The organism is Actinomadura sp. 9N407, assembly GCF_044326315.1.
GTDB lineage: Bacteria > Actinomycetota > Actinomycetes > Streptosporangiales > Streptosporangiaceae > Spirillospora.
Genome location: NZ_JBIRAW010000003.1, coordinates 192,654 through 218,857 on the forward strand (window position 1 = coordinate 192,654; position 26,204 = coordinate 218,857).

At 71.7% G+C, this 26,204-nt stretch carries 23 protein-coding genes; 7 read left to right on the forward strand and 16 right to left on the reverse strand.

The window, feature by feature from the left end; translation table 11 throughout:
* Positions 1-3 precede the first annotated feature (3 nt).
* The gene (locus ACH34Q_RS06375; RefSeq protein ID WP_395981809.1) at positions 4-1,182 is read right to left on the reverse strand and encodes an amidohydrolase family protein; all 1,179 of its coding nucleotides are present in this window, start codon (positions 1,180-1,182) and stop codon (positions 4-6) included.
* Between the two features lie 89 nt (positions 1,183-1,271).
* Positions 1,272-2,171, reverse strand: a complete 900-nt coding sequence (locus ACH34Q_RS06380; protein WP_395981810.1) for an acyl-CoA thioesterase — start codon at positions 2,169-2,171, stop codon at positions 1,272-1,274.
* A gap of 102 nt (positions 2,172-2,273) precedes the next feature.
* Between ACH34Q_RS06380 and ACH34Q_RS06385 the strand changes: the two genes are divergently transcribed.
* Genes ACH34Q_RS06385 through ACH34Q_RS06400 form a run of 4 tightly spaced genes read left to right on the forward strand, consistent with a single transcriptional unit; the run spans position 2,274 to position 7,016 of the window.
* On the forward strand, positions 2,274-3,203 hold the full coding sequence (locus ACH34Q_RS06385; protein ID WP_395981811.1) for a hypothetical protein: 930 nt from the start codon (positions 2,274-2,276) through the stop codon (positions 3,201-3,203).
* Positions 3,200-4,789: an AMP-binding protein gene (locus ACH34Q_RS06390; protein WP_395981812.1), complete on the forward strand. Its 1,590-nt coding sequence runs from the start codon at positions 3,200-3,202 to the stop codon at positions 4,787-4,789. Before ACH34Q_RS06385 ends, ACH34Q_RS06390 begins: the two co-directional genes overlap by 4 nt.
* A gap of 29 nt (positions 4,790-4,818) precedes the next feature.
* Positions 4,819-5,874 carry an acyl-CoA dehydrogenase family protein gene (locus ACH34Q_RS06395; protein WP_395981813.1) on the forward strand — a complete coding sequence of 352 codons (1,056 nt, stop codon included), beginning with the start codon at positions 4,819-4,821 and terminating at the stop codon, positions 5,872-5,874.
* The gene (locus ACH34Q_RS06400; protein WP_395981814.1) at positions 5,859-7,016 is read left to right on the forward strand and encodes an acyl-CoA dehydrogenase family protein; all 1,158 of its coding nucleotides are present in this window, start codon (positions 5,859-5,861) and stop codon (positions 7,014-7,016) included. Before ACH34Q_RS06395 ends, ACH34Q_RS06400 begins: the two co-directional genes overlap by 16 nt.
* Before the next feature lie 79 nt (positions 7,017-7,095).
* Here the strand turns inward: ACH34Q_RS06400 and ACH34Q_RS06405 are convergent, their stop codons facing one another.
* From ACH34Q_RS06405 to ACH34Q_RS06425, 5 genes are read right to left on the reverse strand one after another with little or no spacing between them, the layout of a single operon-like run.
* Positions 7,096-7,794, reverse strand: a complete 699-nt coding sequence (locus ACH34Q_RS06405; RefSeq protein ID WP_395982071.1) for an ABC transporter ATP-binding protein — start codon at positions 7,792-7,794, stop codon at positions 7,096-7,098.
* Between the two features lie 5 nt (positions 7,795-7,799).
* The gene (locus ACH34Q_RS06410) at positions 7,800-10,655 is read right to left on the reverse strand and encodes an ATP-binding cassette domain-containing protein (RefSeq protein ID WP_395981815.1); all 2,856 of its coding nucleotides are present in this window, start codon (positions 10,653-10,655) and stop codon (positions 7,800-7,802) included.
* Positions 10,656-10,679: 24 nt separating this feature from the next.
* Positions 10,680-11,900, reverse strand: a complete 1,221-nt coding sequence (locus ACH34Q_RS06415) for an ABC transporter substrate-binding protein (protein WP_395981816.1) — start codon at positions 11,898-11,900, stop codon at positions 10,680-10,682.
* Positions 11,901-11,915: 15 nt separating this feature from the next.
* Positions 11,916-12,326 (reverse strand): DUF427 domain-containing protein, encoded by a 411-nt coding sequence (locus ACH34Q_RS06420; protein ID WP_395981817.1) that lies wholly within the window; start codon positions 12,324-12,326, stop codon positions 11,916-11,918.
* A 27-nt stretch (positions 12,327-12,353) separates the two neighbouring features.
* Complete coding sequence (locus ACH34Q_RS06425) at positions 12,354-13,988, reverse strand: AMP-binding protein (protein ID WP_395981818.1); 1,635 nt, start codon at positions 13,986-13,988, stop codon at positions 12,354-12,356.
* Between the two features lie 109 nt (positions 13,989-14,097).
* Between ACH34Q_RS06425 and ACH34Q_RS06430 the strand changes: the two genes are divergently transcribed.
* Positions 14,098-14,556 (forward strand): VOC family protein, encoded by a 459-nt coding sequence (locus ACH34Q_RS06430; RefSeq protein ID WP_395981819.1) that lies wholly within the window; start codon positions 14,098-14,100, stop codon positions 14,554-14,556.
* A gap of 60 nt (positions 14,557-14,616) precedes the next feature.
* Here the strand turns inward: ACH34Q_RS06430 and ACH34Q_RS06435 are convergent, their stop codons facing one another.
* The 9 genes from ACH34Q_RS06435 to ACH34Q_RS06475 form a co-directional block, all read right to left on the reverse strand.
* Positions 14,617-15,798, reverse strand: coding sequence for an ABC transporter substrate-binding protein (locus ACH34Q_RS06435; protein ID WP_395981820.1), 1,182 nt, complete (start codon positions 15,796-15,798; stop codon positions 14,617-14,619).
* A gap of 106 nt (positions 15,799-15,904) precedes the next feature.
* A complete protein-coding gene (locus tag ACH34Q_RS06440) occupies positions 15,905-16,729 on the reverse strand; it encodes an ABC transporter ATP-binding protein (RefSeq protein ID WP_395981821.1) in 825 nt (274 codons plus the stop codon).
* The gene (locus tag ACH34Q_RS06445) at positions 16,719-17,438 is read right to left on the reverse strand and encodes an ABC transporter ATP-binding protein (RefSeq protein ID WP_395981822.1); all 720 of its coding nucleotides are present in this window, start codon (positions 17,436-17,438) and stop codon (positions 16,719-16,721) included. Before ACH34Q_RS06445 ends, ACH34Q_RS06440 begins: the two co-directional genes overlap by 11 nt.
* On the reverse strand, positions 17,435-18,532 hold the full coding sequence (locus ACH34Q_RS06450) for a branched-chain amino acid ABC transporter permease (RefSeq protein WP_395981823.1): 1,098 nt from the start codon (positions 18,530-18,532) through the stop codon (positions 17,435-17,437). Before ACH34Q_RS06450 ends, ACH34Q_RS06445 begins: the two co-directional genes overlap by 4 nt.
* On the reverse strand, positions 18,529-19,401 hold the full coding sequence (locus ACH34Q_RS06455; RefSeq protein ID WP_395981824.1) for a branched-chain amino acid ABC transporter permease: 873 nt from the start codon (positions 19,399-19,401) through the stop codon (positions 18,529-18,531). Before ACH34Q_RS06455 ends, ACH34Q_RS06450 begins: the two co-directional genes overlap by 4 nt.
* Before the next feature lie 141 nt (positions 19,402-19,542).
* The gene (locus ACH34Q_RS06460) at positions 19,543-20,415 is read right to left on the reverse strand and encodes an LLM class flavin-dependent oxidoreductase (protein ID WP_395981825.1); all 873 of its coding nucleotides are present in this window, start codon (positions 20,413-20,415) and stop codon (positions 19,543-19,545) included.
* Between the two features lie 79 nt (positions 20,416-20,494).
* Positions 20,495-21,700 carry an acyl-CoA dehydrogenase family protein gene (locus tag ACH34Q_RS06465; protein WP_395981826.1) on the reverse strand — a complete coding sequence of 402 codons (1,206 nt, stop codon included), beginning with the start codon at positions 21,698-21,700 and terminating at the stop codon, positions 20,495-20,497.
* A 76-nt stretch (positions 21,701-21,776) separates the two neighbouring features.
* Positions 21,777-22,541, reverse strand: a complete 765-nt coding sequence (locus ACH34Q_RS06470; RefSeq protein WP_395981827.1) for an SDR family NAD(P)-dependent oxidoreductase — start codon at positions 22,539-22,541, stop codon at positions 21,777-21,779.
* Positions 22,538-23,404: an enoyl-CoA hydratase/isomerase family protein gene (locus tag ACH34Q_RS06475; protein WP_395981828.1), complete on the reverse strand. Its 867-nt coding sequence runs from the start codon at positions 23,402-23,404 to the stop codon at positions 22,538-22,540. The genes ACH34Q_RS06470 and ACH34Q_RS06475 overlap by 4 nt, the downstream gene beginning before the upstream one ends.
* A gap of 252 nt (positions 23,405-23,656) precedes the next feature.
* Between ACH34Q_RS06475 and ACH34Q_RS06480 the strand changes: the two genes are divergently transcribed.
* Complete coding sequence (locus ACH34Q_RS06480; protein ID WP_395981829.1) at positions 23,657-24,916, forward strand: CaiB/BaiF CoA transferase family protein; 1,260 nt, start codon at positions 23,657-23,659, stop codon at positions 24,914-24,916.
* Complete coding sequence (locus tag ACH34Q_RS06485) at positions 24,913-26,127, forward strand: acetyl-CoA C-acetyltransferase (RefSeq protein ID WP_395981830.1); 1,215 nt, start codon at positions 24,913-24,915, stop codon at positions 26,125-26,127. Before ACH34Q_RS06480 ends, ACH34Q_RS06485 begins: the two co-directional genes overlap by 4 nt.
* Positions 26,128-26,204 lie beyond the last annotated feature (77 nt).

The following is a 26,204-nucleotide window of genomic DNA, read 5'->3' on the forward strand; positions in this document are numbered from 1 at the left end:
TGGTCACACGGGGATGAGGCGGGAGAGGTTGCCGCCCATGATCTTGGCCTTGGCGTCGTCGGGGAGGGCGGCGAGGTCGTCGACGTAGGTGATCGGATCGGCCTTGCCCTCGGGGTGGGGGTAGTCCGAGCCGAACAGCACCCGGTCGATCCCCAGCAGGTCGGCCAGCGCGGCCATGTCGTCCTCGATGAACGGGCTCACGTGGATCAGCCGGCGCATCTGCTCCACCGGATGCTCCTGAAAACCCTGCGGCATCTTCTTGTAGGTGTCGGCCAGCTTCTCCATCAGCGGCCGCACCCAGGACGACCCCGTCTCGATGGTGGCGATCTTCAGATCGGGGAAGCGGGACAGGCAGCCGTGGCAGATCAGCGACGCGACCGTGTCCTCGATCGCCCGCCACTGCCCGATCTGCCGGAAACTCTGCAACGTGAACGGCAGGTACTCACCCGTCTTGCCCTCCCAGTCGGCGGCATACCGCTCGTAGCCGCTGTCGGAGGAATGGAAGGTCACCAGCGTGCCGCTCTCTTCGACCAGCTTCCAGAACGGGTCGAACTCCGGCAGCGCCATCGACCGGGGACCGCGGACCCCGAACGCCGGGGCGGGACGGATCAGCACCGCGCGCGCACCCCGCTCCAGAGCCCACTCCAGCTCCTTGATCGCCTCCGCCACGATCGGCAGCGTGATCACCGGGGTGGTGAAGATCCGGTCCTGGTAGTTGAACGACCAGACCTCGTCCAGCCAGCGGTTCAGGGAGTGGACGGCCGCGTGGGTCAGCTCCGGCTCGTCCCGCATCCGCTCCTCCAGCAGGCTCGCCAGCGTCGGGAACATCAGGGTCCGCTGGACGCCCTGCTCGTTCATCAGCTCCAGCCGCGGGCCCGGCTCCCGGAAGGCCGGGATCGACTCGATCGGCTTGCCCACGATCTCCCGGTACGACCTGCCCTCCGGGTTCCCGTTCTTGTAGTAGTCCTCCTGCGCGCCGGGGCGGGCCACCTTGGAGAACGTCGGGTTCGGGATGTACTCGCTGATCTGCCCCCGGATCGCGATCTTCGTCCGCCCCCGGACCTGCACATATTCGATGGCGCCCTGGTAGGCCTCCGGCAGGTACCGGGTGAAGGCGTCCTCGGTCTCGTACAGATGGTTGTCCGCGTCGAACAGCGGATACGGCAGCTCGCGTGACGGCATGAGTGTCACCCTCTCGGTTCGAAAATCATCCGCAGAATATATCGACCTCGATGTCAAAATCAATCATGCCTGGCGGGATGGCCCGGCGGTCAGAGGACCATGCCCGGGTCCGAGGGCCGGTGGACGAGGGGCCGGATCATCCCGTAAACGGTGTAGGACGCCACGAGCCGTCCGGCCTGGTCGTAGACGCGCCCTTCACTCTGGGTCCCTCCACGGCCCGTGTAGACGACCTGGTTGGCATACAGCAGCCACTGGGTGACGTCGACGTCGTCGTGGTAGGCGACGGTGGCCTTGGAGATGCCCGTGGAGATCGTCTTGTGCGCCTGGGCCTCGCTGTAGCCGGCGTGCGGGCGCAGCGCCGCGGCGATCGTCCAGTGCGTGACCGACTGCGTCATCAGGGCGGTGTGCAGGCACGCGACCGGCGGCGCGTCGGCGAAGCGCGTCCACACGAACAGTTCGGGAGGCCCGACGTGCCGGGGATCCCGGTCGTAGGCGTCGTCGACGATGCGGAGCTCTCGCCCTTGGACCTGCATGCCGGGCTCCTCGAAGGCACGGAGGGCGTCCGGCGCCGGAACGTCGGGCATCGGTGCGGTGGAGCCGATCAGATCGTCGGCGTCGGCCCCCATGAGGATCAGCCCCGCGCAGCGGAGCCTGTCCTCCTGCTTCACCTGCGCCAGGACGGTGGAGTAGGTCCGGCCGCTGTGCGGCACGTCCAGCTCGACGGCGATCTCCGCGTCGTGGCGGGCGGCCCGGGAGAAGACCATCGACGCCGAGGCGACCCGCTGACCGGGGATCTCCTTGGACGCGGCGACGACGGCGTCCGCGAGGAGCTGGCCGGCTTCCACCACGTTGCGGCCGGTGGACCCGTGGGCGGGCGCGGTGTACCGGCCCGGTCCGTCCCGCCGCACGTCCATCAGGCGGAGCAGTTCACCCTGATCCCAGGGCCGCGCCGACTCCCCCGCAGCGCCCCGCTCTCCATCAGTCCCCATCGCTCTCACTCCCCAGCCGCGTCGATCCGATCGAATCCGCAGCATATATTGACAATGACGTCAAAAATAGATTTGCTCGCACGGACGTTCGGAGGAGGTGTCATGCCGGACAGCGTTTCGCGGATCCTGCGCTTCGTCGACGGCTGGGGACGGCGCGCGTACCCGGTGCGGTGGTCGCTCCGGGACACGATCACGTACGCCATCGCCACCGGGGCCGACGGGCGCAACGCCCGCGCGCTCGTCTGGGAGTCGGCGCCCGATTTCGAGACCCTGCCGACGTTCGCGACGCGCTTCGCGCACGACGCGATCATCGACTTCGCGGCCGGAACCCAGAACGCGGGGCTCCCCGCCTTCGCGCGCGCCACCCGCGTCCGTCTCCACCGTCCGCTCGCCGCCGAGGGCGGCCATGACGGCCAGGCGAGCGCGTCGGCCGTGCTCAGCGTCAAGGAACGGGCCCCCGAGCGGCTGGTGCTGACGCTCGATGTCGAAACGCGCGTGGCGGACGAGCCGATCGCGGACTCGTCACTCGACGTGCATTTCCGGCTCGGGGACGCGAGGAGTGCGCGGCGGCCGTCTCGCGGAGCCGACGACGACGAGACCGGCGACGGGACCGTCGAGGTGAAGGAAAGCGTCCATCCCTACCAGGCCGCCGTCTTCCGCACTCTGCTGGGGCTGACGGCCGATGGCCGCGTGCAGGACGCGATGCACATCGACCCGGTCCGATCACGTGAGATCGGCTTGTCCGCGCCGGCGCTTCCCGGAGAGGTCACCCTGGGCATCGTCGCCAGACTGGCCGCACGGAATCTCCAGCCGCTCGGGTTCCGCGGCCTCGTCGGTGCCGAGGCGTCGTACCTGAGCCCCGTATCCGACCAGGACGGGCTGCTGGTCACGTTCACGCCGTCCCGAAATGGATCAGTGCGCACGAGGGTGGTCAACGGAAAGGGCCGTATCGCGGCGCGCGGAACGCTGCACTTCCAGACCTCCCCCCACCAGGCCTCCTCCCCCACCCCCGGTTGCAGGGAGACATCGTGAAACCGTCCTTCGAAGGCTCGCTTCCGCCGCTCGCCGAGCGCACGATCGTGCACGTCCTGCGCGAGCACGCCGAGCGGCACCCCGGCCGGCCGGCGATCGCGGGACCCGGGGCCGAGCTCGGCTACGGCCGGCTGCTGGAGGAGGCGGCGGCTCTCGCGGGCGGCCTGCGCGCCCGCGGCATCGGGCCCGGCGATCGCGTCCTGCTGATGCTCGACGACCACGTGGACGCGGTCGTCGCGTGGCTGGGCGTCGTCTGTGCGGGCGCGGTGGAGGTCCCGGTCAACACCGCGTTCGACGGCGGCTTCCTCGACCACGTCGTGCGCGACAGCGGCGCCGTCGCGGCGATCGCCGAATCGCCGTATCTCGACCGTCTCGCGAAGGCCGGCGGGGGGCGGCTGCGAGGCCGCCTCATGGCGTACGTCCCGGGGAAGGGCCGCGGCCGGTTCGAGGTCCCCGAAGGCGAACCGACGATCGCGGACGCCGATCCCTGGGACATCGCGGCGGTGTTCTACACGTCCGGGACGACCGGGCCGAGCAAGGGCGTGCTCGTTCCGCACGCCCAGGCCTACGGGTACGCGAGCCCGGTCTACATCGGAGCGGTCAAGCCGGACGACACCAGCTACGTGGCGATGCCGCTGTTCCACGTGGGCGGTCAGCTGTGGGGGGTGTACAACGCGCTGATCGCGGGAGCGCGCGCCTACGTCGCTCCCCGGTTCTCGGCGTCGGGATTCTGGGCGGACATCGCCCGGAGCGGCTCCACCTTCGCCGTGCTCACCGGCGCCATGGCCCGCTTTCTGGAGGCACGGCCGCCGGATCCGCTGGAACGGACGAGCGGCCTGCGCAAGGTGTGCCTGGCACCGGTACCGGCGGACGTCGACGCGTTCTGCGCACGGTTCGGGGTCGCCTACTGCGCCGGCTACGGCAGTACGGAGGCCGCCACGCCGATCGCCGCCCCGCACGGGGTGTCGGGCGCGGGCGGGCTCGGCTGGGCGCGTCCGGGCTTCGAGGCCCTGGTCGTGGACGAGCACGACCGGCCGGTCCCGGACGGGCGGATCGGCGAACTCGTCGTCCGGCCGGACGAGCCGTGGACGATGTTCCAGGGCTACGTCGGGCGCCCGGAGGCCACGGCGGCGGCGTGGCGGAACTCCTACTTCCACACCGGCGACGCCGTCCGCAGGACGCCGGACGGCGAGTTCTTCCTGGTCGACCGCATCCACGACAGCATCCGCCGCCGCGGCGAGAACATCTCGTCGCTGGAGGTCGAGGCCGAGGCGAACACCCACGGGCAGGTCACCGAGACCGCGGCGATCGGGGTGCCCAGCGAGCACAGCGAGGAGGAGGTCCTGCTGCTGGCGGTACCGCACCCCGAAGGGGCGCCCCACCCCGCCGACCTGTTCCGCTACCTGGCGGAACGGCTGCCGTACTTCGCCGTCCCCCGTTTCATCGCGTTCGTCCCCGAGCTGCCGCGATCGGCCTCCAACAAGATCATGAAGCGGCCGCTGCGGGAGGCGGGGATTCCGGACGACGCGTGGGACGCCGAACTGAACGGCCTGCGCGCCACCCGGAACGGGATCGTCCCGCTATGAGTCATTGAACCGAACGACAGGTAGCCCTCATGGATGTCACTCTGAGCGCCGAGCAACGCCAGCTCGTCGAGTCCTTCACCGCGCTGTACGGCGACGCGTCGCCGCCGTCCCGGGTCCGGGCGGCCGAGCCGCTCGGCTTCGATCCCGGCCTGTGGGAGACGGTACGGTCCGCCGGCGCCGTCGCCATGGCCGTCGGCGAGGCGGACGGCGGCTGGGGCGCGGGACCGCTCGACCTCGCGCTCATCGCCGAGGTCCAGGGACGCTTCATCGCTCCCGTCCCGATCGTGGAGGCGCAGGTGGCCGCGCGGCTGCTGGCCCGGCTGGGGACGCCGCGCGCCTCGGCCGCGCTCGCCGCCGCGGTGGCGGGCGAGCGCACGGTGACGCTGGGCGTCCATCCGGCCCGCGAGGGCGTGGCCCGGCTCGTACCGGCCGGCGCGGTGGCCGATGACGTGCTGGTGATGGACGGGAGCCGGCTCCTGCTCGTCGCGTCCGGCGGTAACGGCGTCCAGGTGGAGAACCTTGGTTCGCTGCCTCTCGCCGACGTGAGCCTGGGCTCCGGCGCGGAGGTACTCGCCGACGGACCGGACGCCGAGGCCGCCTACGAGGGCGCACTGGACGAGTTCCTGCTCCTCACCGCCGCCGCCCAGGTCGGGATCGCCGCCCGTGCCATCGAGATCGGCGTCGGTTACGTCACCGAGCGCCGCGCCTTCGGCGTCCCGATTGGTTCCTTCCAGTCCATCGCCCATGCCCTGGCCGACTCCGCCGCCGCCGTGGACGGCGCCCGCCTGCTCACGTACGAGGCCGCCTGGGCGCGCACCGAGGATCCGGAACGCTTCGCCGAGCTGGCGGCCATGGCGTTCGCGTTCGCGACCGAGACGGCGCGCGACGCGACGTACCGCAGCCTGCACTTCCATGGCGGCTACGGCTTCACCGACGAGTACGACATCCAGCTCTACTACCGGCGCGCCCGGGCCTGGGCCGCCGTCTACCTCGAGCCGCGTGCCGCCTACCGCAGGGCGGCCGACCGCCGCTACGGCACCGTCCGAGCGGCCGCACAGATGGAGGAACAGTGGACTTCCGCATAGGAGAACGGGGCGAGTCGCTGCGCGCGGAGGTCAGAGCGTTCCTCAAGGAACATCTCACCGATGAGCTGGCCGAGCGCTGCCACCGCACCGGTGTCGCGCACGACGATGACTTCGTCCGCGCGATGCACGAGGCGGGGCTGCTGGCGCTGGGCTGGCCCGAGGAGTGGGGCGGACGGCCCTGCGACCCCCTCGACCTGTGCGTCGTCGAAGAGGAGCTGAGCAAGGCCGAGGCCCCCACGTACGGGGTCAGCACGACGCACATGGTCGCGCGCGCCCTGCTGAAGTGCGGGGACGACCGGCAGCGCGCGGAGATCGTCCCCCGTGCCGTGCGCGGCGAGATCGTCATCGTGCTGGGGTTCACCGAGCCCGAGTGCGGGTCCGACCTCGCCGCCGCCCGGACCCGCGCGGTGCGGGACGGGGACGAGTGGGTCGTCAACGGCTCCAAGATGTTCACGACCAATGCCCAGATCGGTGACTACGCGTTCCTCCTGGCGCGGACCGACCCGGCGTCCAAGCACGGGGGGCTGACCACGTTCCTGGTGCCCCTCGGCGGGCCCGGGATCGAGGTGCAGGCCGTGCGGACCATCTCCGGTGAACGGACGAACATCACCTACTACCGGGACGTGCGCGTCCACGACGAGTGGCGCGTCGGTGATGTGGGCGGCGGCTGGCGCGTTCTGGGCGAGGCGCTTCAGGAGGAGCACTCGGTGGGCTTCGGCGCCTCGATGCTGCGCCTGCTGGAGGCCGCGGAGGGCTGGGCGCGTTCGGCCTCCGGGGTTTCGGGCCGGCCGCGGATCGAGGACCCGGACGTGCGGGAGCGGCTCGGCCGGTGCGCCGCCGAGGCCGAGGTCTCGCTGCTGCTCCAGCGCCGCGCGGCGGCGATGGCGCAGCGTGGCGCGGTCCCCGTGGCGGAGGGGCCGATGGCCAAGCTCTTCAGTTCTGAAGCGCTGACCCGGGCCGCGGAGGACCTGTTCGACCTCCTCGGCCCGGACGCCCTGCGCAGCCGGCTGTCGCCTGCCGCGCCCGAAGGCGGGCGGGTCGAGCACGCGCTGCGCTTCTCCCTCGGCACGACGATCTACGGCGGGACGAGCGAGATCCAGCGGGGCATCATCGCCCGCCGGGGACTCGGTCTCCCCCGGTAGCGCCCGGGAACGCGGACATGACCACCGGCGGCCGCGTCTGACGCGGCCGCCGGTGGTCATGTGACCGGTCCTCCAGTGGTCAACCGGCCGGCTGGCCGGCGCCCGCTCCCAGATAGGCCTGCCGCAGCACGCTGGACGAGGCGAGCAACTCGGCCCCGGTACCGGACATCGACAGCCGCCCCCGGCTCAGCACGTACCCGCGATCACTGACCGACAGGACCTGCGAGGCGTGCTGCTCGACGATGAGCACCGCCGTCCCGGCATCGGCGGCGGCGCGGAGCCGCTCCAGCAGCCGGGTCACGATGAGCGGCGCGAGCCCCAGCGACAGCTCGTCGACCAGCAGCAGATCGGGCTTGCCCGCCAGGCTCCGCGCCAGCGCGAGCATCCGCTGCTCACCTCCCGAGAGCAGGCCGCCGCGGCGCTTGAGAAGCGGCTCCAGCTCAGGGAAGAGCGCCAGCGCGTCCGTGACACTCCCGGGCCCGAGCCTCAGGTTGGCCAGCGTGGTCAGCCGGCTGAAGACCGACCCCTGCTCGCTGATGTAGGAGATGCCCTGCCGTGCCCGCTGGTGCAGCGCCCCGCGCAAGGGGGCGCCCCGGTAGAGGATCCGCCCGGACGTCGGCGCCAGCACGCCGGCGAGCGCGAGGAGCGTCGTGGTCTTGCCGGCCCCGTTGGGACCCAGCAGCGCCACGACCTCGCCCTTGTCGATGTGCAGGTCGAGCTCGCGGATGACGTCCACACCGGAGTATCCGGCGGACGTCCCTTCGACGGTCAGCAGCATTGATCTCACGCCCTCTCCGGCGCGAGCCGGTCGCCGTCGCCGGTCGTTTCCCGGTCGTCCGCCTGATGGCCGGTGCCGAGGTAGGCCTCGACCACGGCGGGGTCCCGCAGTATCTCGGCCGGCTCGCCGTCGGCGATCAACCGCCCGAAGTTCAGGACGGCGATCCGGTCGGCGCAGGTCTGCACGAACGACATGTCGTGCTCGATGACCAGGACGGCGATGCCGAGGGTGTCGGTCAGCCGCCGGATCAGCCGGGCCAGTTCGGTCGTCTCCTCCTCGCCGAGGCCCGCCGCGGGCTCGTCCAGGAGCAGCACGGCGGGCTCGGACGCCACCGCGCGGGCGATGGCCAGCAGGCGGCGGCGCCCGTGCGGCAGTTCGCCGGGGAACCGCTCCAGGTCGTCCGCCAGCCCGAACTCCTGTACGGCGGCCTCGCCCGCGGCGGTGAGCCGGGGCGTACGCGGGCGGACCAGGTCGGTGACGTACCGCAGCGGCGGGATCCCGGACGTGACAAGAAGGTTCTCCAGTACCGTCAGATCCTCGAACAGCTCCAGGGACTGGAACGAACGGACCAGCCCGGCGCGGGCCCTGCGCGCGGCGCCCCAGTCCTCCAGGGCCTGGTCGCCGAGCCGGATCCGACCGCCCCGCTCCGGTTTCACGAAGCCGGTCAGCGCGTCGATCACCGTGGTCTTACCGGCGCCGTTGGGCCCGATCAGGGCCACCACTTCGCCGGGAGCCACGCTCAGGCTCACATCGTCGACGGCCTGCACCCGGCCGAAGCGGACGTTCAGCCCGCTGACCTCCAGGGTGCGCGCACCCGCCGGGCGCTCGGCCCGCGGCGCGTCCCCGGCCCCCGCGTGGGCGGGCCCGGCGACGGACTTGGGGGAAGGCTCGGGCACGGGCTCGGGCTCGGGCTCGGGCTCGGGGGTGCGGCGCTTGCGGGACCCGAGCCGCTCGCGGACCGCGGTGACGGCTCTGACCTGCTCGAAGGCCATTCCGCTGGGATTCGCGATGATGATCATCAACAGCATCGCGCCCGAGATGATCTCCAGCGCGTTGGTGCCCAGTCCGAAGGAGTGCAGGATCTGCCCGCCCACGCCGCCCGGGGCGAACGAACCGCCGCCGAGCGCGCCGATCACGTAGCCGAGCCCGCCGATCACGGTGAAGACCACCAGCTGCACGGACGAGAACGGGGAGAACTCGGTCAGCACCAGGTTCTGCTGCCGGAACGCCAGGAACACGCCGCCGAGCGCGGCCAGGGCGGCGCCGAGGCCGAACGCGTAGACCTTGATCGCCGCGCTGTTGAGGCCGAGCGCCGCGGCCGCCCGCTCGTTGCTGCGCAGCGCGATCAGCCGCAGCCCGGTGCCGCTGCGCCGCAGGTTCGCCACGGCGACGCACACCGCGACGACGACGGCGAGCGTGACGAACGCGAGCCGCCGCGGGTGGTCGAAGCCGTCCATCGCCCAGCCGAAGACGTTCAGCTTGCCGACGTTGATGCCTTCCAGCCCGCCGGTGAGGGCGGGGTTCTGCAGGATCAGCTGGGAGAGCACGACCGACAGGCCGAAGGTCAGCAGGGCCAGGTTCACGCCCCGGGTGCGCAGCGCGGGCACCGCGAACACGACCCCGACCACGGTGGTGATGACCACCGCGGCGATCAGGGCCGGGATCAGCGGCCACGACTGCGTCTGGATCAGCTTCCCGGCGATCCACGCGCCGGTGCCGGCCAGTCCCATCTGCGCCAGCGAGATCTGCCCGGTGAGGCCGGTGACCACCACCAGTGACAGGCAGATCATCGCGACGGCCAGGCTGACCTGGACCGAGGCCGCCCAGGCGACGGGCACCACCGAGATCACCACGACCGTCACCGCCAGCGCCGCGAGCAGGCCGGGCAGCGAGATCCGGCCGGTGCCGAGCACCGGCAGCCGGTCCAGCAGCTCGCCCCGGACGGGCAGGCTGCGGCCCGAGACGAAGAGCACGACGACGATCATGAGGAACGCGGCCGAGTGCGACACCGACTGGGCGGTGAAGGTACCGAACAGCAACTGGTCGTCCGACACGAAGGGCGCCAGCGGCCCCTCGTTCACGATGTAGCGGCCCAGCAGGGTCTCGATCACGCCGATCGCCAGCGCCGCCGCGAGCGTCCGCCAGAACGAGACGAACCGGCCGACCAGCGCCGCCGCCAGCGAGCGCAGCACGATCAGGGCGAGCGCCTCGACGCTGAGGAACAGGATCGGCGCGACCAGGATGCCGGCCAGCGAGGCCAGCACGGCGCCGAGCACCCAGTTCGCGGTGGCGACGACGTCCGGCGACTTGCCGAGGGCGGCCGCGGCCACCGGGTTCTCCGCGATCGCCTCGGTGGTGCGCCCGAACGGCGTCCAGCGGAACAGCGCGACCAGGCCGAGCGTGAGCGCGACCGCGATGCCGATGACCCAGAACCGGTCCTCGCCGATCCCCGCCCCCGCGCCGAACACGTGGATCGCGTCGTGCGGGAGCGGGGAGACGACGAGGTCCTGCCCGCGTCCCCACAACTGGTAGCCGATCCCGACCAGCAGAGCGAAGACGCCCAGGGTCGCGACCAGCCTTACCAGCGCCGACGCCCGCCGCAGATGCTTCATCAGAAGCAGGTGCGTGGCGGCGCCGAGCAGCGCGGGAACGCCCAGGGCGAGCGCCCACGCGGCCGGCTGCGGCAGCCCCATGTCGGGGGCGACGCGGTAGAAGAGAAAGGCGCCGATCATGCTGGAGGCGCCCTGCGCGAAGTTGACCACCCCGCTGCCGCGGTAGATCAGCACCAGGCCCTGGGCGGTGAGGGCGTAGACCGCCCCCACCGACAGTCCCAGGATGAGGAAGGTGAGCAGGTCGTTCATGGGCGAGGCTCCCGGCCGGTCCGATTACTTCTTGGCGAGCGTGTTGAGGTCGGTGAACCCGCCCCCGGCCGGAGCCATGATCTTGCCGCCCCGCACGGTCTGGAACTGGACGGTGGCCCGCGGGAGCCGCGGGAGCTTGAGGAAGTTCGGCGACCCGAAGGTGAAGTCGGGGGCGATGCCGATGGAGACCTTGCTCCCCTCCAGCGCCTTCATCAGGCCGGTGCCGCTGACCTCGGTCATCCCGTTGAGCCGGTCGGCGACCAGGTGGGTCGCGGCCCAGGCGTTCAGCGCGAACTCGGTGCCCTCGACCTTGCCGTCGGCGTACTCGGCCATCTCGTCCACGAACTGCTTGATCTTCGGGTTCGCCGTGTTGGTCACCGCGTCGTAGTCGCTGACGACGATGGTGCCCTCGCCCGCGTCGCCCAGCTTCGCGATGGACGCCTCCGACACCGCCGTCGCCACCACCGCGATCTTGCCCTGGTAGCCGGCCTGCCGCAGGCCGACGATCGTCTTGGCGGTGACGTCGGTGGAGGCCAGCAGCGCGACCCCGTCCGGACGGGCCGCGGCGATCTGGCTGAACTGCGAGGTCAGGTCGGCCGAGACGTCGAACGACAGGTAGTGGGCGCCCTTGAGGTCATCGGGCGAGGCGAGCAGCGCCTTGACGAAACCGGGGACCAGCCGCCCGGACGGGCTGTCGCCGGTGACGACCGCCACCGTCTTCGCCCCCGCCTGCTGCAGCGCGGCGCCGGTCGCCGCCGACAGCATCGGCGAGCCGCCCTGGATCGGGAACGACGCGGGGTTGCTGAAGTCCTGCCCGGTCTGCACCTGCGTGCCGACCAGCGGGATCTTCGCCCCCTGGAAGGCCTGGACGACCGCGTCCGACGACACGTACTTGCCGACCCCGGCGATCACCTTCTCGCCGATGGCCTCGCGCGCGCACTTGGTCGCGGCGTTGGGGTCGGTGACCGTGGAGGCCTCGCAGTGGACCAGCTTGAGCGGACGGGCCTCGCCCTGGCCGCCGGGCTTGACGCCGCCGGCGTCGTTGATCGCGTTCACCGTGGCCTGGGCCGCCTTCAGCAGCTCGGGCTGGTAGATCGGCCCGGGCCCGGAGGCGATCAGCGACAGCTTGATGGGCTCGCCGGTGAGGTTCTTGCCGTACTCGGTCTCCGAACCGGAGCCGGAGCAGGCGGTCACGGTGGCCGCCGCCAGGGCCGCGAGGGCCGCGATACTGAGGACTCGGCGCAATGGACTCTCCCTAGGTCAAGGGCGGGGGGCGGGGGCAGGGCTGAGGGAGCTCGCGGGGCCGGCGGTGCCGATCTGGACGACGGCCCGGTCCTGGTAGAAGGCGAGGTGGTCGCGGAGGATCGCGACCTCGAGGTACGGCTCCGGGTACTCCCAGGCGATGGGGTCGGCGCCGTCCCGCAGCCGCCAGTACTTCGCCCGCCCCTTGTAGGGGCATCTCGTCGAAGCCTGGCCGGAGGGCGCGAGGTGCTCGGTTCGCACGTCCGCGCGCGGGATGTAGAGGACGAGCCCGTGGTCCTGCTCGTCGACCACGAGGGCCGCGGTCGTCTCGGCCAGCACCACGCCCTCGTGCGACACGCGGACGAGATTGCGCTGGCGGCGCACGTCCACGCGGTAGTCCGGGCGGTCGAGGTAACCCGACGGCTCCACGGCGTCTCCCTTCCTTGCCGGCACGCGCTACCGCGCGTCCCGGATCGAGCCGTCGCGTACCTGTTCGCGCAGGCGGAACTTCTGGATCTTCCCGGTCGCCGTGCGCGGGAAGTCCTCGACCAGGTGCACCGACTCCGGCCACTTCTGCCGGCTGAGCCCGGCCGCGGCGAGATGGGCGCGCACGTCGTCCAGCGAGACGGGCCCGGCCTGCTCGTGCGGGCGGATCACCGCGGTGGCGCGCTCCCCCATCCGCGGGTCGGGCTCGGCCACCACGCTGACCTCGGCGACCCGCTCCATCCCGAGCACCAGCGACTCGATCTCCTGGGCGCTGATGTTCTCGCCGCCGCGGATGATGACGTCGGCCACGCGGTCGGTGATGGTGAGGTAGCCGTCGCCGTCCACCGAGCCCATGTCACCGGTGCGGTACCAGCCGTCGGCGTCGAACGCGCGGGCGGTCAGTGCGGGGTCGGTGTAGCCGACGCAGCAGTCGGCGCCGCGCGTGAGGATCTCACCGGTGCCGTCCAGGCGGAACTCGGCGCCCGGCAGCGCCCGGCCGTCGGTGCGCAGCCGTTTGTCTGCCGCGTCGGCCAGCAGGCTCGCCGTGATCGACGGGTGCTCGGTGCTCCCGTACGACCGGTACACCGCGACGCCCTCCTTCGTCGCCCGGTCGGTGAACGCCTCCGGCACCGACGCGCCGCCCAGTCCCATGTACGGGATCAGGGCCAGGTGCTCGGGGGTGAAGTCGGCGTGGTCGAGCAGGCTGGTGAGGAAGTAGGGCGGCCCGCCCGCGACGCCGAGGTTCTCCTCGGCCATCATCCGCAGCACCTCGGCCGGGTTCCACTGGTCGATCAGCTGCACCGGCTCGGACCGCAGCAGCGGCAGCAGGAAGGCGTTGATCATGCCCATGAAGTGGCCGACCGGCGTACCGACGATCTGCGGCGGGCCGCCCTTGCCGTAGAAGCCGTCGCACTGGCGCGCCTCCCAGCCGATCGTCTGGTGGCTGTGCACCACGCCCTTGGGATTGAGCGTCGTCCCGGAGGTGAAGCCCACGATCGCCGGCGCCGCCGGATCGACGGCCTCCGGCTCCTGGAGCACGTCGGCGTCCAGCATCCGGTGGAAGGGCGTGGCGGCCCGCGGCAGGTCCCGTTCCGGGCGGTCGCTCACCACCAGCCACAGCGGCGCGTCGTCGCGCTCGGCCAGCAGCTGCTCGTACTGCTGGAGGTGGTCGGCGCGGCCGAAGCGGTCGGGCGTGACGATCACCGCGGGACGGGTGTCGTCCAGGATGTGGCCGACCTCCCTGGGCCCGTAGAAGTGCACCACGGGGACGACGACGGCGCCGACGTAGGTGGCGGCCCAGAACGTGATGGCGGCCTCGACCCAGTTGGGCAACTGGAGGACGATGACCGAGCCGGGACCGATGTCCCTGACCCGCAGGGCCCAGGCGAGCGAGCGAGCGGCCCGGTCCACATCGGCGAGGGTGCCGGTGTAGGGACGAACTTTGGAACGCACGCGGAAGGGCAGGTGCGGGGAGCGGCCCAGCCCTTCGGCCACCATCGAGCCGAGGGAGTCGGCGGTCCACTGGCCTTCGTCGCGGTAGCGCTGGACGAGCCCGGCGGGAACCGTCCGGATGCCCCAGTCTTCCAGAGCAGAGCTTCGGGTCACCGTATCGCCTTCAGTGGTCGGTTTCGGGCCGGCGGCTTTCGCTCACCGGGGCTGGCCGTTAACATAAAAGTATATTTCGACGTCGAGGTCAATACTTGGAGGCGACCGCATGAGCGTTCCGCGGATCTACCACGTGGGTATCGTCGTCCCGGCCCTGGAGCCGGCGATGGAGCAGTTCAGCGCGTCCACGGGCGTCACATGGGGACGCGTGCAGCGCTTCCCCGTCGAGTTCGCCACGCCCTCGGGGCCGCGGACGTTCGAGCAGACGTTCGTGCTGTCCCTGGAGGGGCCGCCCCACATCGAGCTGCTGGTGCAGGTCCCCGACAGCGTGTGGGAGAAGACCGGCCTCCACCACCTGGGCATGTGGAGCGACGACGTACCGGGGGAATCGGACGGACTGGAAGAGCGCGGATGCGCGTGGCAGGGAGCCATCCTCGACGGCGAGGGCAGGCGGTCGGGCGCCTGCTATCACCTGCTGCCCGATCTCGACGCCCGCATCGAACTGGTGTCGCGCGACGCCAGCGGCCCGCGCCTCGGCCGCTACCTGGCGGGTGGCGACTACCGCTGAGCCCCGGCCCGCGCGTCCACCCGCTGGGCGGGCGCGCGAGCCGGCCTTAGAGAACACAGCTCAGGACGAGCCGGCGGCCAGGGTCTGCGTGAGCGTGGCCTTGGAGCCGGCCACGTTGTAGAGGTACCAGTTCTTGAACGGGTAGTGGTCGCCGGCGGTGTAGCCGAAGGCGTCGACGATGCCGGGGATCGATGTGCGCAACTTCTCCAGCTGCGCTTTGAGCTGCTCGCCGGAGCACGGGTACCCGCAGGTCTTCAGCGCCTCGCCGAAGGCCCTGGCGCTCAGGTAGCCCATGACCGCCTCCCCGTCGTTGAGCCCCATCATGGTCGAGGCGTCCTTGATCTTGGACTTGATCGCGTCGTTGTAGGCCTTGGCGCCCTCCGCGGTCGCGCCCGGCTCGACCAGCGAGTACACGGTCATCGCGTACACGTCCTTGTCGGTGGACGAGGCGAGCGAAGCGAGGTTCGCGGTCCCGTCCAGCCACACCACCGGCGCCTTGATCCCCGCGGCGCGCACGCCCTTCAGCACGCTCAGCAGGCCGGGCCCGGTGTGCGAGATGAGGATGACGTCCGGCTCGGCCTCGACCACCTTCGCCGTCTGGCTGGAGTAGTCGGCCGACATCAGGTCGACCTCCTGCGCGGTGGCCAGCCCGACGCCGGCGCCCGCCGCCTTCGCCTTCACCTCCTTGGCCAGCGCGAGGTCGGTGAGGGTGTTGAGATAGACGAAGGCCGCCTTCGGGTCGCTCTTGCCGGTCACCTTCTTGGCCGCCTCGAACAGCGGCGCCGCCGCGCGCGCGTTGTCGGGCCCGATGCTGAAGACGTAGGGGTGGTGCTCCGCCGCGGAGACGCAGGCCAGCGGCACCTTGTTGCGCGCGGCGATCGGCTGCGCGGCCGAGCAGTTCGAGCTCAGCACGTGCCCGAAGATCGCGTTCACCTGGCGGGCGGTGGCCAGCTGGGTGGCGTTGGCCGCCGACCGGGACTGCTCGCCCCCGTTGTCCAGCGAGGTCAGCTTGATCTTGTGGCCGTTGATGCCGCCGGCCGTGTTCACCTCGTCGACGTAGGCCTCGACGCCCTGCTGGAGCGTCTTGCCGTAGGCCGAGGTGGCCCCCGACAACTCGGCGTTGATGCCCCAGTTGTACTCGCCTCCCGAGGCGCCCGTTCCACCGCCGCACGCGGCGAGAACGAGGGCACCCGTACCGGCTAGGGCGAGGGCCTTGAGGACGGCTCTGTGTGGACGGGGCATCGCGACATCCTTGTCATCAGTACGGCGCCGGGGGGGACGAGGGATGTCCGGTGACGAACATCTTTTTAACTTCGATGTCAAAAAATAAAAGTAGCGGCCGGGCCTGTCAAGGCCCGGGGGCGGCGGACTCGCCGGTATCGGAATCGACCGGCTCGCCCAGGTAGGAGCGCTTGACGACATCGCTGCCCATCACGTCGTCCGGCAGGCCCACGTCCAGGACCTCGCCGAAGTTCATGGCCATGAGGCGGTCGCAGTTCCCGGTCACGAAGCCGGGATCGTGGTCGATCAGCACGATCGTCCGTCCCAGCGTCCTGAGCTGGAGCAGCGCCTCGCCGATCGCACCGCGCTCCTGGCCGCTCACACCGGAGGTGGGCTCGTCGAGCAGCAGGAGCTCGCCGCCCGCGACGACGGCGCGGGCGATGTCGAGGAGCTTCTGCACAGCGCTCGACAGCTCGTTCAGGGGCCGGCTCGCGTACCGTTCCAGCCCGAACTGCTCCAGCACCTCCATGCCCCTGTGGCGCGCCGCCGCCTGCGCCTTGCGCCGCTTGCGGTGACCTGTGAAGCGCAGCGCGCCCGCCACCGAGTTGGGCAGCTCGCCCAGCGCGACGAGTTCCGCCGCCGTGAGGTCCCGGAAGTAGTGGGTCGACTGGAGGCTGCGCCCGATCCCGTGATCGCGCATGTTGTGCGGGCGCACCCGGCACAGATCGACGTCCCCGTACCGGACCGTTCCAGCGCTCGGCCGGACGATGCCGTCGATGACGTTGAGGATGGTGGTCTTGCCCGCGCCGTTGGGGCCGACGATGCCGAACACCTCGCCGGGCCGGACGTCGAACGTGACGCCCCGCAGGATCGCGACACCGCCCAGCTCGACGTCGACCCCGTCGACCTTCAGCGGACGGGCGGCGGGCTTGACCTCACCATTAGCGCTCATGTCGCCCCAGGTAGGTGTCGAGAACGGCGTCGATGTCCAGCGAGTCGAGCGGCCCACTGGCCACCAGCGACCCGCTGTCCACGACCTGGACTTGGTCGGCGACGTGCAGCGAGGCGTGCACGGCCTGGTCGGCGGCCAGGATGGTGAGCCCCCGCTCGTCCGCCAGGCGCCTCAGATGGCCCATCAGCTCGCGCACCATGCCCGGCGCCAGGCCGAGCGACAACTCGTCGACCAGCAGGACGCTCGGCTTGCGCAGCAGCACGAGCGCGGTCGCGAGCATCTGCCGCTCTCCCCCGCTGAGCAGCCCCGCCCGGACGGCACGGCGCTCGCGCAGCCGGGGGAAGAACTCGTACATCTCTTCCACGTCCGGCTTGCGGGAGGTCACCAGGCGCAACTGGTCCTGCACCGACATGTTGGCGAAGACCTTGTGCCGGTCGGACACCAGGCCCACGCCGAGCTTGGACAGGCGCAGCGGGTTCGGGCGCTTGACCACCCGGCCCCGGACCGAGATCGTCCCCCGCGAGGAGCCCGACTCGTGCGCGAGGAAGCCGGTGATGCCGCGCAGCGTGCTGGTCTTCCCCGCGCCGTTGCGGCCGAGGATGACCGTGAGGGTTCCGGGCGCCAGGTCGACGTGGTAGCCCGACACGGCCGGCGGGCCGCCGTCGTAGGACACCACGAGATCCCGCACCGTGAGGAGTGAATCCGTCATTCCGGCGACTCCGCCAATCGTCTGGTACGGCCCCCGACGACGCGCCGCAGGGACCGTTCCACCTTGCCGAGCAGTCCCTGGACGCCCTCGGGCTCGAAGAGCACGACGAGCAGGAAGAGCAGGTTGAACAGGCCGGCGTTCACGATGCTCTGGTTCTCGGTGTACCAGTCCGCGCCGAGCCCGAGCGCGCTCAGCCATTCCGGCAGCCGCAGCTGGAGGATGTACGGCAGCGCGGTGATGATCACCGCTCCGGTCAGCGCACCGAGCCGGGACCGGATGCCGCCGATGTAGATCATCGTGATCAGCGCGATCGACAGGTTGAGGTTGTAGGTCTCGTAGTCCGCCCGCCCGACCAGGTAGGCCATCAGGCAGCCGGCCACCGCGGTGATCGCTCCGCTCAGGGCGAAGGCGTACAGCTTCCAGCGGACGACGTCGACGCCGCTGACCGCCGCCGCCTCGTCGCTCTCGCGGATCGCCTTCCACGCCAGGCCCACGCCCGTTCGCTCGATGAGCGCCACGGACAGGTACACGATCGCGAGGATGCTGATCAGCGCGATGTAGAACAGCTGGCCCGTGGAGGCGTCCAGCGGGCCGATCCGCAGCGGCGGTACCTCCAGCCCGGCGGGGTGGTAGGCCGACTGGTAGTTCTTGGTCAGCGCGGTCACCATGAACTGGAGCGCGAGGCTGGCCAGCAGCAGGTACAGCCCGCGGAACCGCAGGCCGGGCAGCCCGGAGACCAGGCCGACCAGCCAGCCCACCACCGCGCAGATCAGCAGCGGGAGGGGGAACGCTTCGAGCGGCGTTCCGGCCAGGCCGCCGGTGACGAACGCGCCGATGGCCATGAAGGCGGCGCCGCTGAGCGCGATCTGGCCCGCGCTGCCGATGAGCACGGACTGCCCGATCGCGGCGATGGCGTAGATGGCGCAGGCCTGGCCCACCAGATTGAGGAAGGGACCGCCGTTCAGCGCCCACAGCGCGGCGGCGAGCAGCCCGGCGCCCATCACCAGCTGCGTCCCGCTCCCCTGCCGGCTCAGCGCCCGGCCGAGCGCGCGGCCCGGCGCCCCCGCTCGGGGGCTTGCGATATCGCTGCTCACAGCCGTACGACCTCCGCCTTGCCGAACAGCCCTGACGGGCGGAAGAACAGGATCGCGAGCATGATCGCGAAGGAGAACAGATCCACCCAGCCGGCCCCGATGCCGATCCGCACCACGTTCTGGACGGCGGCGAGCATCAGCCCGCCCGCGAGCGCGCCGCCGACCGAGCCGAGGCCGCCGAGGATGATCGCCGGGAACGCCAGCAGCCCGATGTTGGCGACCCCGGCCGGGTCGACGGCGGACCTGAGGCTGAACGCGATGCCGGCCAGCGCGGCCGTCCCCCCGGCCAGGGCCCAGGCCACGGTGGCGACGCGGGCCGAGCTGATGCCGAGGTGCACCGCCAGCGTGGCGTTGTCCGCCACGGCGTTCATCCGCAGGCCGATCTGGGAGTGGCGCAGGGTCAGCACCAGGACCGCCACGACGATCGCCGCCATCGCCACCGCCACGATGTCGGTGACGGGCACCACCGCGCCCAGGAACCGGTAGGCGCGGTCGGACACCACGTCCGGCAGGCTGAGCGGCGCGGTTCCGTACTTGATCCCCACCGCCGCCTGCAGGACGCCCGCCAGCCCGATCGTGGCGACCGAGGTGGCGAACGCCTCCCGGGCCGCGACCCGGGCGAAGATCAGCACGTAGACCAGGGCGCTGAAGGCGGCCACGCCGATCACGGTGAGGAGCACCGCGACCGGCAGCGGTCGCTCGGCGTCCACCATCGAATAGAAGATGAAGGCGCCGAGCAGCATGAAACCGCCCTGGGCGAAGCTCAGGACCTTCGAGGCGCGGAACAGCAGCGCGAACCCCACGCCGACCAGTCCGTAGATGGATCCGGTCACGATCGTGCCCTCGACAGCCTGGGCGACAACGCTCACGACGTCGCTCCCTTCTCCGCCGGAACGCCCGCGCGGGCCGCGGGCGTCCCGAAGCTGCGGGACATTGAAATTGACTTCGACGTCACAATATAAGTGTGGGCCAGGCCACGTCAATGCTCGCGAACACCGGTGACCTGGTGATCAACGAGCCGCGGCGCGGGCGGCCAGGAACGTCCACGTGCTCTCGGTATCGACGTCGGACGTGGCCAGGACGTGCGCGGCGAAGTCCGTGACACCGCTCGCCGCGAACGCGTCCAGGCGCCGTCCGACCTCGCCGGGCGAACCGACGATCGCCAGCTGGGCCACGCCGTCCACGCCTTCCCTGCGCAGCACCTTCTGGTACGAGGGGAAGCGGTCGTTCGCTCCGAGCACGCGGTGGATGTGCTCGCGCGCGCCGGCGATGTCGCTCGTCACGCAGACCGGCAGGGCGGCCACGATCCGGAACGGTGCCCCGCCCGGCCGTTCGAGCGCCGCCGGCCGGATCACCTCCGCTATCGTCCGGGGTCCCGCCGCCCAGGTGACGGCGCCGGAGGCCACCTCCGCGGCCAGCCGGGCCATGGCCGGATTGACCGCCCCGAGCAGGATCGGCGTCGGATCGCCGCCGATGGCGACCCGGCGCCCTTCCCGACCGGTCATGACGGCCGTCAGCTCCTCCACGTAGCGCCGCGTGGCCGGGATCGGCGGCGTCCACTCCAGCCCGAACGCGTCCTTGACCAGCGCCTCGTGCGAGGGGCCCAGGCCGAGGGCCAGCCTCCCCTTCAGCACTTCCTGAACGGTCGCCACCTGCTGGGCGAGGGCGAAAGCGGGACGCAGGGGCATCGGCACGACGGCCGTCCCCAATTCCACCTCCGGCACCTCGCGGCCGGCGATGGCGAAGGCCGTGAGCGTGTCGTGCCCGGTGAGCATCGGCGCCCAGTAACCGGCAAGGCCGAATTCGACGACCTTGCGCACTTCGGCGACGATGTCCTCGACCCTCCCGCGCATGGTGAGGCCCGAATGAATGGCGATCCGCAATGTGTCTCCGCTCCGCGCGCGTCTTGTCGCTCAGAAGGACTGTCGTTCGGCAGGACTGCCGTTCAGACAGGGCTGGCGTTCAGTAGGACTTGGGCAGGCCGAGAACGTGCTCGCTGATGTAGTTGAGCACCATTTCCTGGCTGACCGGGGCGATGCGCATCAGGCGCGATTCCCGGAAATAGCGTTCGACGTGGTATTCGCGGGCGTAACCGAATCCGCCGTGCGTCTGGACGGCGGCGTCGGCCGCGGCGAAACCGGCGTCGGCGCAGAGGAACTTCGCCGTGTTCGCCTCCTTGCCGCACGGCTCCCCGCGGTCGTAGCGGGCGGCGGCGTGCCGTGCCGCCAGCTCGGCCGCGTCCAGGCGCATCGACGCCTCGGCGAGCGGGAAGGCGATCCCCTGGTTCTGCCCGATCGGGCGGTCGAACACGACGCGTTCCCCGGCGTACCGCACGGCTCGGCGCAGCGCCGCGCGGCCGATACCCAGCGCCTCGTGCGCGAGCAGGATCCGCTCGGGGTTGATGCCGTCCAGCAGGTAGGTGAACCCGCGGCCCTCCTCCCCCACCAGGGCCGATCCGGGAACGCGGAAGTCGTCCAGGAACAACTCGTACGAGGAGACCGCGTTGCGGCCCATCTTCGGGATCGGCCGCATCTCGACCTCGCCGCCGGTCAGGTCGACCACGAACATCGACAGCCCGTCCGTGCGCCGTCCGCCCTCCCCCGGCTCGCTCGTGCGCGCCAGCAGCACCGCCTTCTGCGACTGCGCCGCCTTGGTGATCCAGACCTTGCGGCCGTTGATCACGTAGTCGGACCCGTCCCGCCGGGCGAAGGTGCGGATGCGGCTGGTGTCGGAGCCGGCGTCGGGCTCGGTGATGGCGAAGCAGACGTGCAGGTCACCGCTGGCGGCGGCCGGTAGCAGCTCGCGGCACAGCCGTTCGCCGCCGTGCCGTGCCACCAGGTTGAGGCCGAAGATCGTGAGGTGGAACGGGCTGCAGCCGTTCATGCCGGCGCCGGACGCGGCGATCTCGTAGACCATGGACGACGCGGCCGAGATGCCCATGCCGGCGCCGCCGTACTCGCGGGGGATCGCGATGCCGAGCCAGCCGGCCGAGGCGAACGCGTCGTAGAAATCCCACGGGAACCTGCCCTCCTGGTCCACCTCGGCCCAGTACCCGTCATCGAACCGCCCGGCGACGTCCCGGACGGCCGCGCGCAGTTCCTCGTCGGTGAGCGCCTCGTCCTCGGCGGCCGTGCCGCCGGGCGCGGCCGGTGCTGCGATGTCGGTCATTGAGAGGTCCATCCCATCGTCGGCTTCGTTCTGATCACACTCGGCGCCGGTCCCGAGGGGCCGGCCGCGGCCGGGCTCAGCGCACCGAGCGTCCGCCGTCGACATAGAGGACCTGGCCGGTCACGAAGCCCGACTCCTCCGCGGCGAGGAACAGGGCCGCGTTCGCGATGTCGGCGGGCACTCCCGCTCTGCGCATCGGCAGCGTGGCCGCGACCTCGGCCAGGCGCTGGTCCACCGGGACGCCGAGCCGCTCGGCCGTCGCGCGGGTCATCTCCGTGTCGACGTAACCGGGCCCGATCGAGTTGACGGTGATGCCGAACGGCCCGAGCTCGATGGCCGCCGTACGGGTGAAGCCCTGGATCCCCGCCTTGGCCGCGGAGTAGTTCGCCTGGCCGCGGTTGCCCAGTGCCGAGGTCGAGGAGATGTTGACGACTCGCCCGTACCGCCGCCCGACCATGACCTCCTGGGCCGCCTGGGTGACCAGGAACGTACCGCGCAGATGCACGCCCATCACGGTGTCCCAGTCGTCCCCGGTCATCTTGAACAGCAGGTTGTCGCGGGTCACCCCGGCGTTGTTGACGACGATGTCCAGCCCGCCGAACTCCTCGACGACCCGTTCCACCGCCCGCCGCACCTGTGCGGCGTCGGACACGTCCGCGCCGATCGCCAGGGCCTGCCCGCCCGCCTCGTTGATGGAGGCCACGGTGCCGCGGGTCAGGTTCTCCTTGAGGTCCAGGACCCCGACCTTGGCTCCCGCGCGGGCGTACACGCGAGCGATCTCCGCCCCGATGCCGCGGGCAGCGCCCGTCACCAGCGCGACCCGCCCGTTCAGTTTCGTCATGATCCGTCTGCTCCCGGGTTCTCGGTGGTGGAGGCGGAGCGCGCGGCGAGGCCGCGCGCCAGCGCCCGTACGGCGTCGCGGTGGGCGTCCGATTCCAGGAGCCGGACGTGCCACTCGGCTTCGGCATCCGCGCAAGTGGCAAGGTCGTGATCCTGGGCGCGGCCCACATGGGCCTTCATCGCGCGGGCGGCGTCGGGAGAGAGCGCGGCCAGGCGTGCGGCGACCTCGGCGACATGGCCGCCGAGCCGCTCGTCGGGCACCGCCTCGGTCACCAGCCCGAGTTCCTGGGCACGGGCGGCGCCGAGCGGCGGCGACAGGAGCAGAAGCTCCAGCGCGCGGGACGCTCCGACCAGCCGGTTCAGGGACCAGGTGCAGCCGAAGTCGCCGGCCAGGCCGAGCCTTCCGAATCCGGTGCGCAGCGTCGCGGAGGCCCCCGCGTAGCGCAGGTCGCAGGCCAGGGCCAGGCCGAGACCGGCCCCGACCGCCGCCCCCTCGATCAGCGCGATGGACGGCTTGTCCAGCTCACGGAGCCGGACGACCGTCGCGCGCTGGAGCGTCTTCTGCGCCTCCAGGCGCGCGTCCGGGTCGGCTGCCGGACCGAAGATGCTCTCCCCCGACGCGAGCCTGCCGAGGTCGCCGCCCGCGCTGAAGGCGCCTCCCGCCCCGGCCAGGACCACGGCGCGGACGGACTCCTCCCGGGCGGCGAGGTCCAGCATGGCCGCCAGGGCTTCGAGCATCTCCCGCGAGAACGCGTTGCGGGCCTCGGGGCGGTTGAGCGTGAGGGTCAGCGTGCCGCCGGCCCGGCTCGCGAGCAGGTGCCCGGTGCCCGTCCCGACGGCCCGCGCCTCCAGATTATTTGACATAGACGTCGAAATTACAATGGGCCCACTTGTCGGGTCAACCCTCGGCACCCCACCCACACCGCCGGCCGCCCAAGCCCCGTCGACTCGTGGCGTGTTCGCCCTTCGCAGCGGTAAGACGGGCGACCCCGCCACGAGACAACACAGGGGGAGGGTGCCCGGGGTGGGGGCGGGCACATATGATTGACATCGATGTCAAAATTTTCCCTGCCGGCGCGGGCGGGGTGCCCACGACGTACGTACACGGAGGACCGCATGGACGACCGGCCGGACCGGGACCAGGGTCCCGCCCCCGGAGGGCCTCTCACCGGCACCGTCGTGGTGAGCTTCGAGCAGGCGGTCTCGGCGCCCTACTGCACGCGGATGCTGGCCGATCTCGGCGCCGAGGTCATTAAGGTGGAGCACCCGCGCTCGGGAGACCTCACCCGCTGGTTCGACAAGGCCGCCAACGGCATGGCGACGTACTTCGCCTGGCTGAACCGCAACAAGCGGTCGCTGGCACTGGACTGCAAACTCCCGGAGGCGCGGCCCGTCCTCGACCGGCTGCTCGAACGCGCCGACGTCGTCGTGCAGAACCTCGCGCCGGGCTCGGCCCGCCGCCTCGGGCTGGACGCGGCGACGCTGGTCGAGCGGTACCCGTCCCTGGTGGCGGTGGACATCTCCGGCTACGGCACCGGCGGACCGCTCGACCACCGCCGCGCCTACGACCTGCTCGTCCAGGCCGAGAGCGGCTCCTGCGCCGCCACCGGGCAGGCCGGCGCCCCGGCCAAGCCGGGCATTCCCATCGCCGACATCGGCACCGCGATGCACGCCGCGTCGGGCATCATGGCCGCCCTGCTCGGACGCGCACGCACCGGCGCCGGCGCCGCCCTCCAGGTGAGCATGTTCGACACGGCGGCCGACTTCCTCGGTTTCGCGCTGCTGTACGCCCGCTACACCGGCGAGGAGCGGGCACCGATCGGCATGTCGTCGCCGATCGTGGCCCCGTACAACGCCTACCCGACCAAGGACGGGCGCACCGTCGTTCTCGGGACCACCAACGACGCCGAATGGCAGCGGCTGGCCCGGGACCTGATCGAGCGCGCGGACCTCGCGGACGACCCGGACCTCGCGACCACACCGCAGCGCTGCGCGCAGCGGGGCAGGCTGGACGAGGCCGTCACCGCGTGGACCTCGACGCTGGACCTCGCCGATATCTGCGCGCGGGCCGACGCGGCCGGCATCGGCAACGCGGTGTTCAACCGGGTCACCGAGGTCGTCGACCATCCGCAACTGACCGCGCGCGAGCGCTGGCAGGAGGTCGGATCGCCGGTCGGGCCGCTGGCGTCGCTGCTCCCGCCCGTCATCACCTCAGCGTGGAGCACGCCGCTGGAGGACGTCCCCGGCCTCGGCGAGCACAGCGCCGCGATCCTCACGGACCTGGGCTTCACCACCGAGGCACAGGACGAACTCGGCCGGGCCGGCGCGGTCGTCCGGCGCGGCGCCACCACTCCCCCCTCTCAAGGAGCGACATGAACGAGGCTGTGATCTGCCTACCGGTGCGGACCCCGATCGGCCGGTTCGGCGGTGCCCTGCGGACGGTCCCGGTCCAGGATCTGGGCGTGACGGTCGTCCGGGCGCTGATGGAACGCAGCGGCCTGGACGGCGCGCTCGTCGACGACGTCGTGCTCGGCCACTGCTACGGAACCGCCGAGGCGCCCGCCCTCGGCCGCGTGGTCGCCCTCGACGCCGGGCTCCCGACGACCGTTCCCGGCGTGCAGATCGACCGTCGCTGCGGCTCGGGCCTGCAGGCCGTGGTGTACGCCGCCGCGATGGTGCGTTCCGGCACGGCCCAGGCGATCATCGCGGGCGGCGCGGAGAGCATGTCGCAGGCACCGCACTACTCCCTGACCGCGCGCTGGGGAACGCGCGCCGGCGACCTCACGCTGACCGACACGCTGACGCGGGGACGGGCGACGGCCGGCGGGCGGTCCTACCCCGTGCCGGGCGGCATGCTCGAGACGGCGGAGAACCTGCGCCGCGAGTACAAGATCGGCCGGGAGGAGCAGGACGAGCTCGCCTACACCTCGCACCGGCGGGCCCTGGACGCCCAGGACCGCGGCGCGTTCGCCGAGGAGATCGTCCCGGTGAAGGTCGGCACGAAGAAGGGCGAGGTGGTCGTCGACACCGACGAGCATCCGCGCCGCGACATCTCCCCCGAGGCGCTGGCCGCCCTCCGCCCGGCCCTGGCGAAGCAGGACGCCGAGTCCACGGTCACCGCGGGCAACGCCAGCGGCCAGAACGACGGCGCCGCGGCGTGCCTGGTCACGACACCCGAGTTCGCCGCCCAGCACGGGTTGCGGCCGCTCGCGCGCGTGGTGTCCACCGCGGTCGCCGGCGTACCGCCCCGCGTCATGGGAATCGGCCCGGTCGCGGCGACGCGGCGCGCGCTGGACGCCGCCGGGCTGACGCTGGCCGACATGGACCTCATCGAGCTCAACGAGGCGTTCGCGGCGCAGTCGCTGGCGGTGACCCGGGAATGGGGCTTCGGCCCGGCCGACTTCGAGCGGCTCAACGTGAACGGCTCGGGCATCTCGCTCGGCCATCCGGTCGGGGCGACCGGAGCGCGGATCGTGGCGACGCTGCTGCACGAGATGGCGCGGCGCGACGCCCGGTACGGCCTGGAGACGCTGTGCATCGGCGGCGGCCAGGGCATCGCGGCGGTCTTCGAGCGGGCGGGCGCCTGACGGTCCGAACGCCGTGGCCGGCGTCCGGCGGCAGCGGGACACCGGCCACGGCCGCCGCGGCGACGTTCGGCGGGAAG

What these genes read in the sequence shown, in the direction of transcription:
- ACH34Q_RS06375 (WP_395981809.1), bottom strand. Translation starts at nt 1,182, where the DNA reads ATGCCGTCACGCGAGCTGCCGTATCCGCTGTTCGACGCGGACAACCAT.
- ACH34Q_RS06380 (WP_395981810.1), bottom strand. Translation starts at nt 2,171, where the DNA reads ATGGGGACTGATGGAGAGCGGGGCGCTGCGGGGGAGTCGGCGCGGCCC.
- ACH34Q_RS06385 (WP_395981811.1), top strand. Translation starts at nt 2,274, where the DNA reads ATGCCGGACAGCGTTTCGCGGATCCTGCGCTTCGTCGACGGCTGGGGA.
- ACH34Q_RS06395 (WP_395981813.1), top strand. Translation starts at nt 4,819, where the DNA reads ATGGATGTCACTCTGAGCGCCGAGCAACGCCAGCTCGTCGAGTCCTTC.
- ACH34Q_RS06405 (WP_395982071.1), bottom strand. Translation starts at nt 7,794, where the DNA reads ATGCTGCTGACCGTCGAAGGGACGTCCGCCGGATACTCCGGTGTGGAC.
- ACH34Q_RS06410 (WP_395981815.1), bottom strand. Translation starts at nt 10,655, where the DNA reads ATGAACGACCTGCTCACCTTCCTCATCCTGGGACTGTCGGTGGGGGCG.
- ACH34Q_RS06430 (WP_395981819.1), top strand. Translation starts at nt 14,098, where the DNA reads ATGAGCGTTCCGCGGATCTACCACGTGGGTATCGTCGTCCCGGCCCTG.
- ACH34Q_RS06435 (WP_395981820.1), bottom strand. Translation starts at nt 15,798, where the DNA reads ATGCCCCGTCCACACAGAGCCGTCCTCAAGGCCCTCGCCCTAGCCGGT.
- ACH34Q_RS06440 (WP_395981821.1), bottom strand. Translation starts at nt 16,729, where the DNA reads ATGAGCGCTAATGGTGAGGTCAAGCCCGCCGCCCGTCCGCTGAAGGTC.
- ACH34Q_RS06445 (WP_395981822.1), bottom strand. Translation starts at nt 17,438, where the DNA reads ATGACGGATTCACTCCTCACGGTGCGGGATCTCGTGGTGTCCTACGAC.
- ACH34Q_RS06465 (WP_395981826.1), bottom strand. Translation starts at nt 21,700, where the DNA reads ATGACCGACATCGCAGCACCGGCCGCGCCCGGCGGCACGGCCGCCGAG.
- ACH34Q_RS06470 (WP_395981827.1), bottom strand. Translation starts at nt 22,541, where the DNA reads ATGACGAAACTGAACGGGCGGGTCGCGCTGGTGACGGGCGCTGCCCGC.
- ACH34Q_RS06475 (WP_395981828.1), bottom strand. Translation starts at nt 23,404, where the DNA reads ATGTCAAATAATCTGGAGGCGCGGGCCGTCGGGACGGGCACCGGGCAC.
- ACH34Q_RS06480 (WP_395981829.1), top strand. Translation starts at nt 23,657, where the DNA reads ATGGACGACCGGCCGGACCGGGACCAGGGTCCCGCCCCCGGAGGGCCT.
- ACH34Q_RS06485 (WP_395981830.1), top strand. Translation starts at nt 24,913, where the DNA reads ATGAACGAGGCTGTGATCTGCCTACCGGTGCGGACCCCGATCGGCCGG.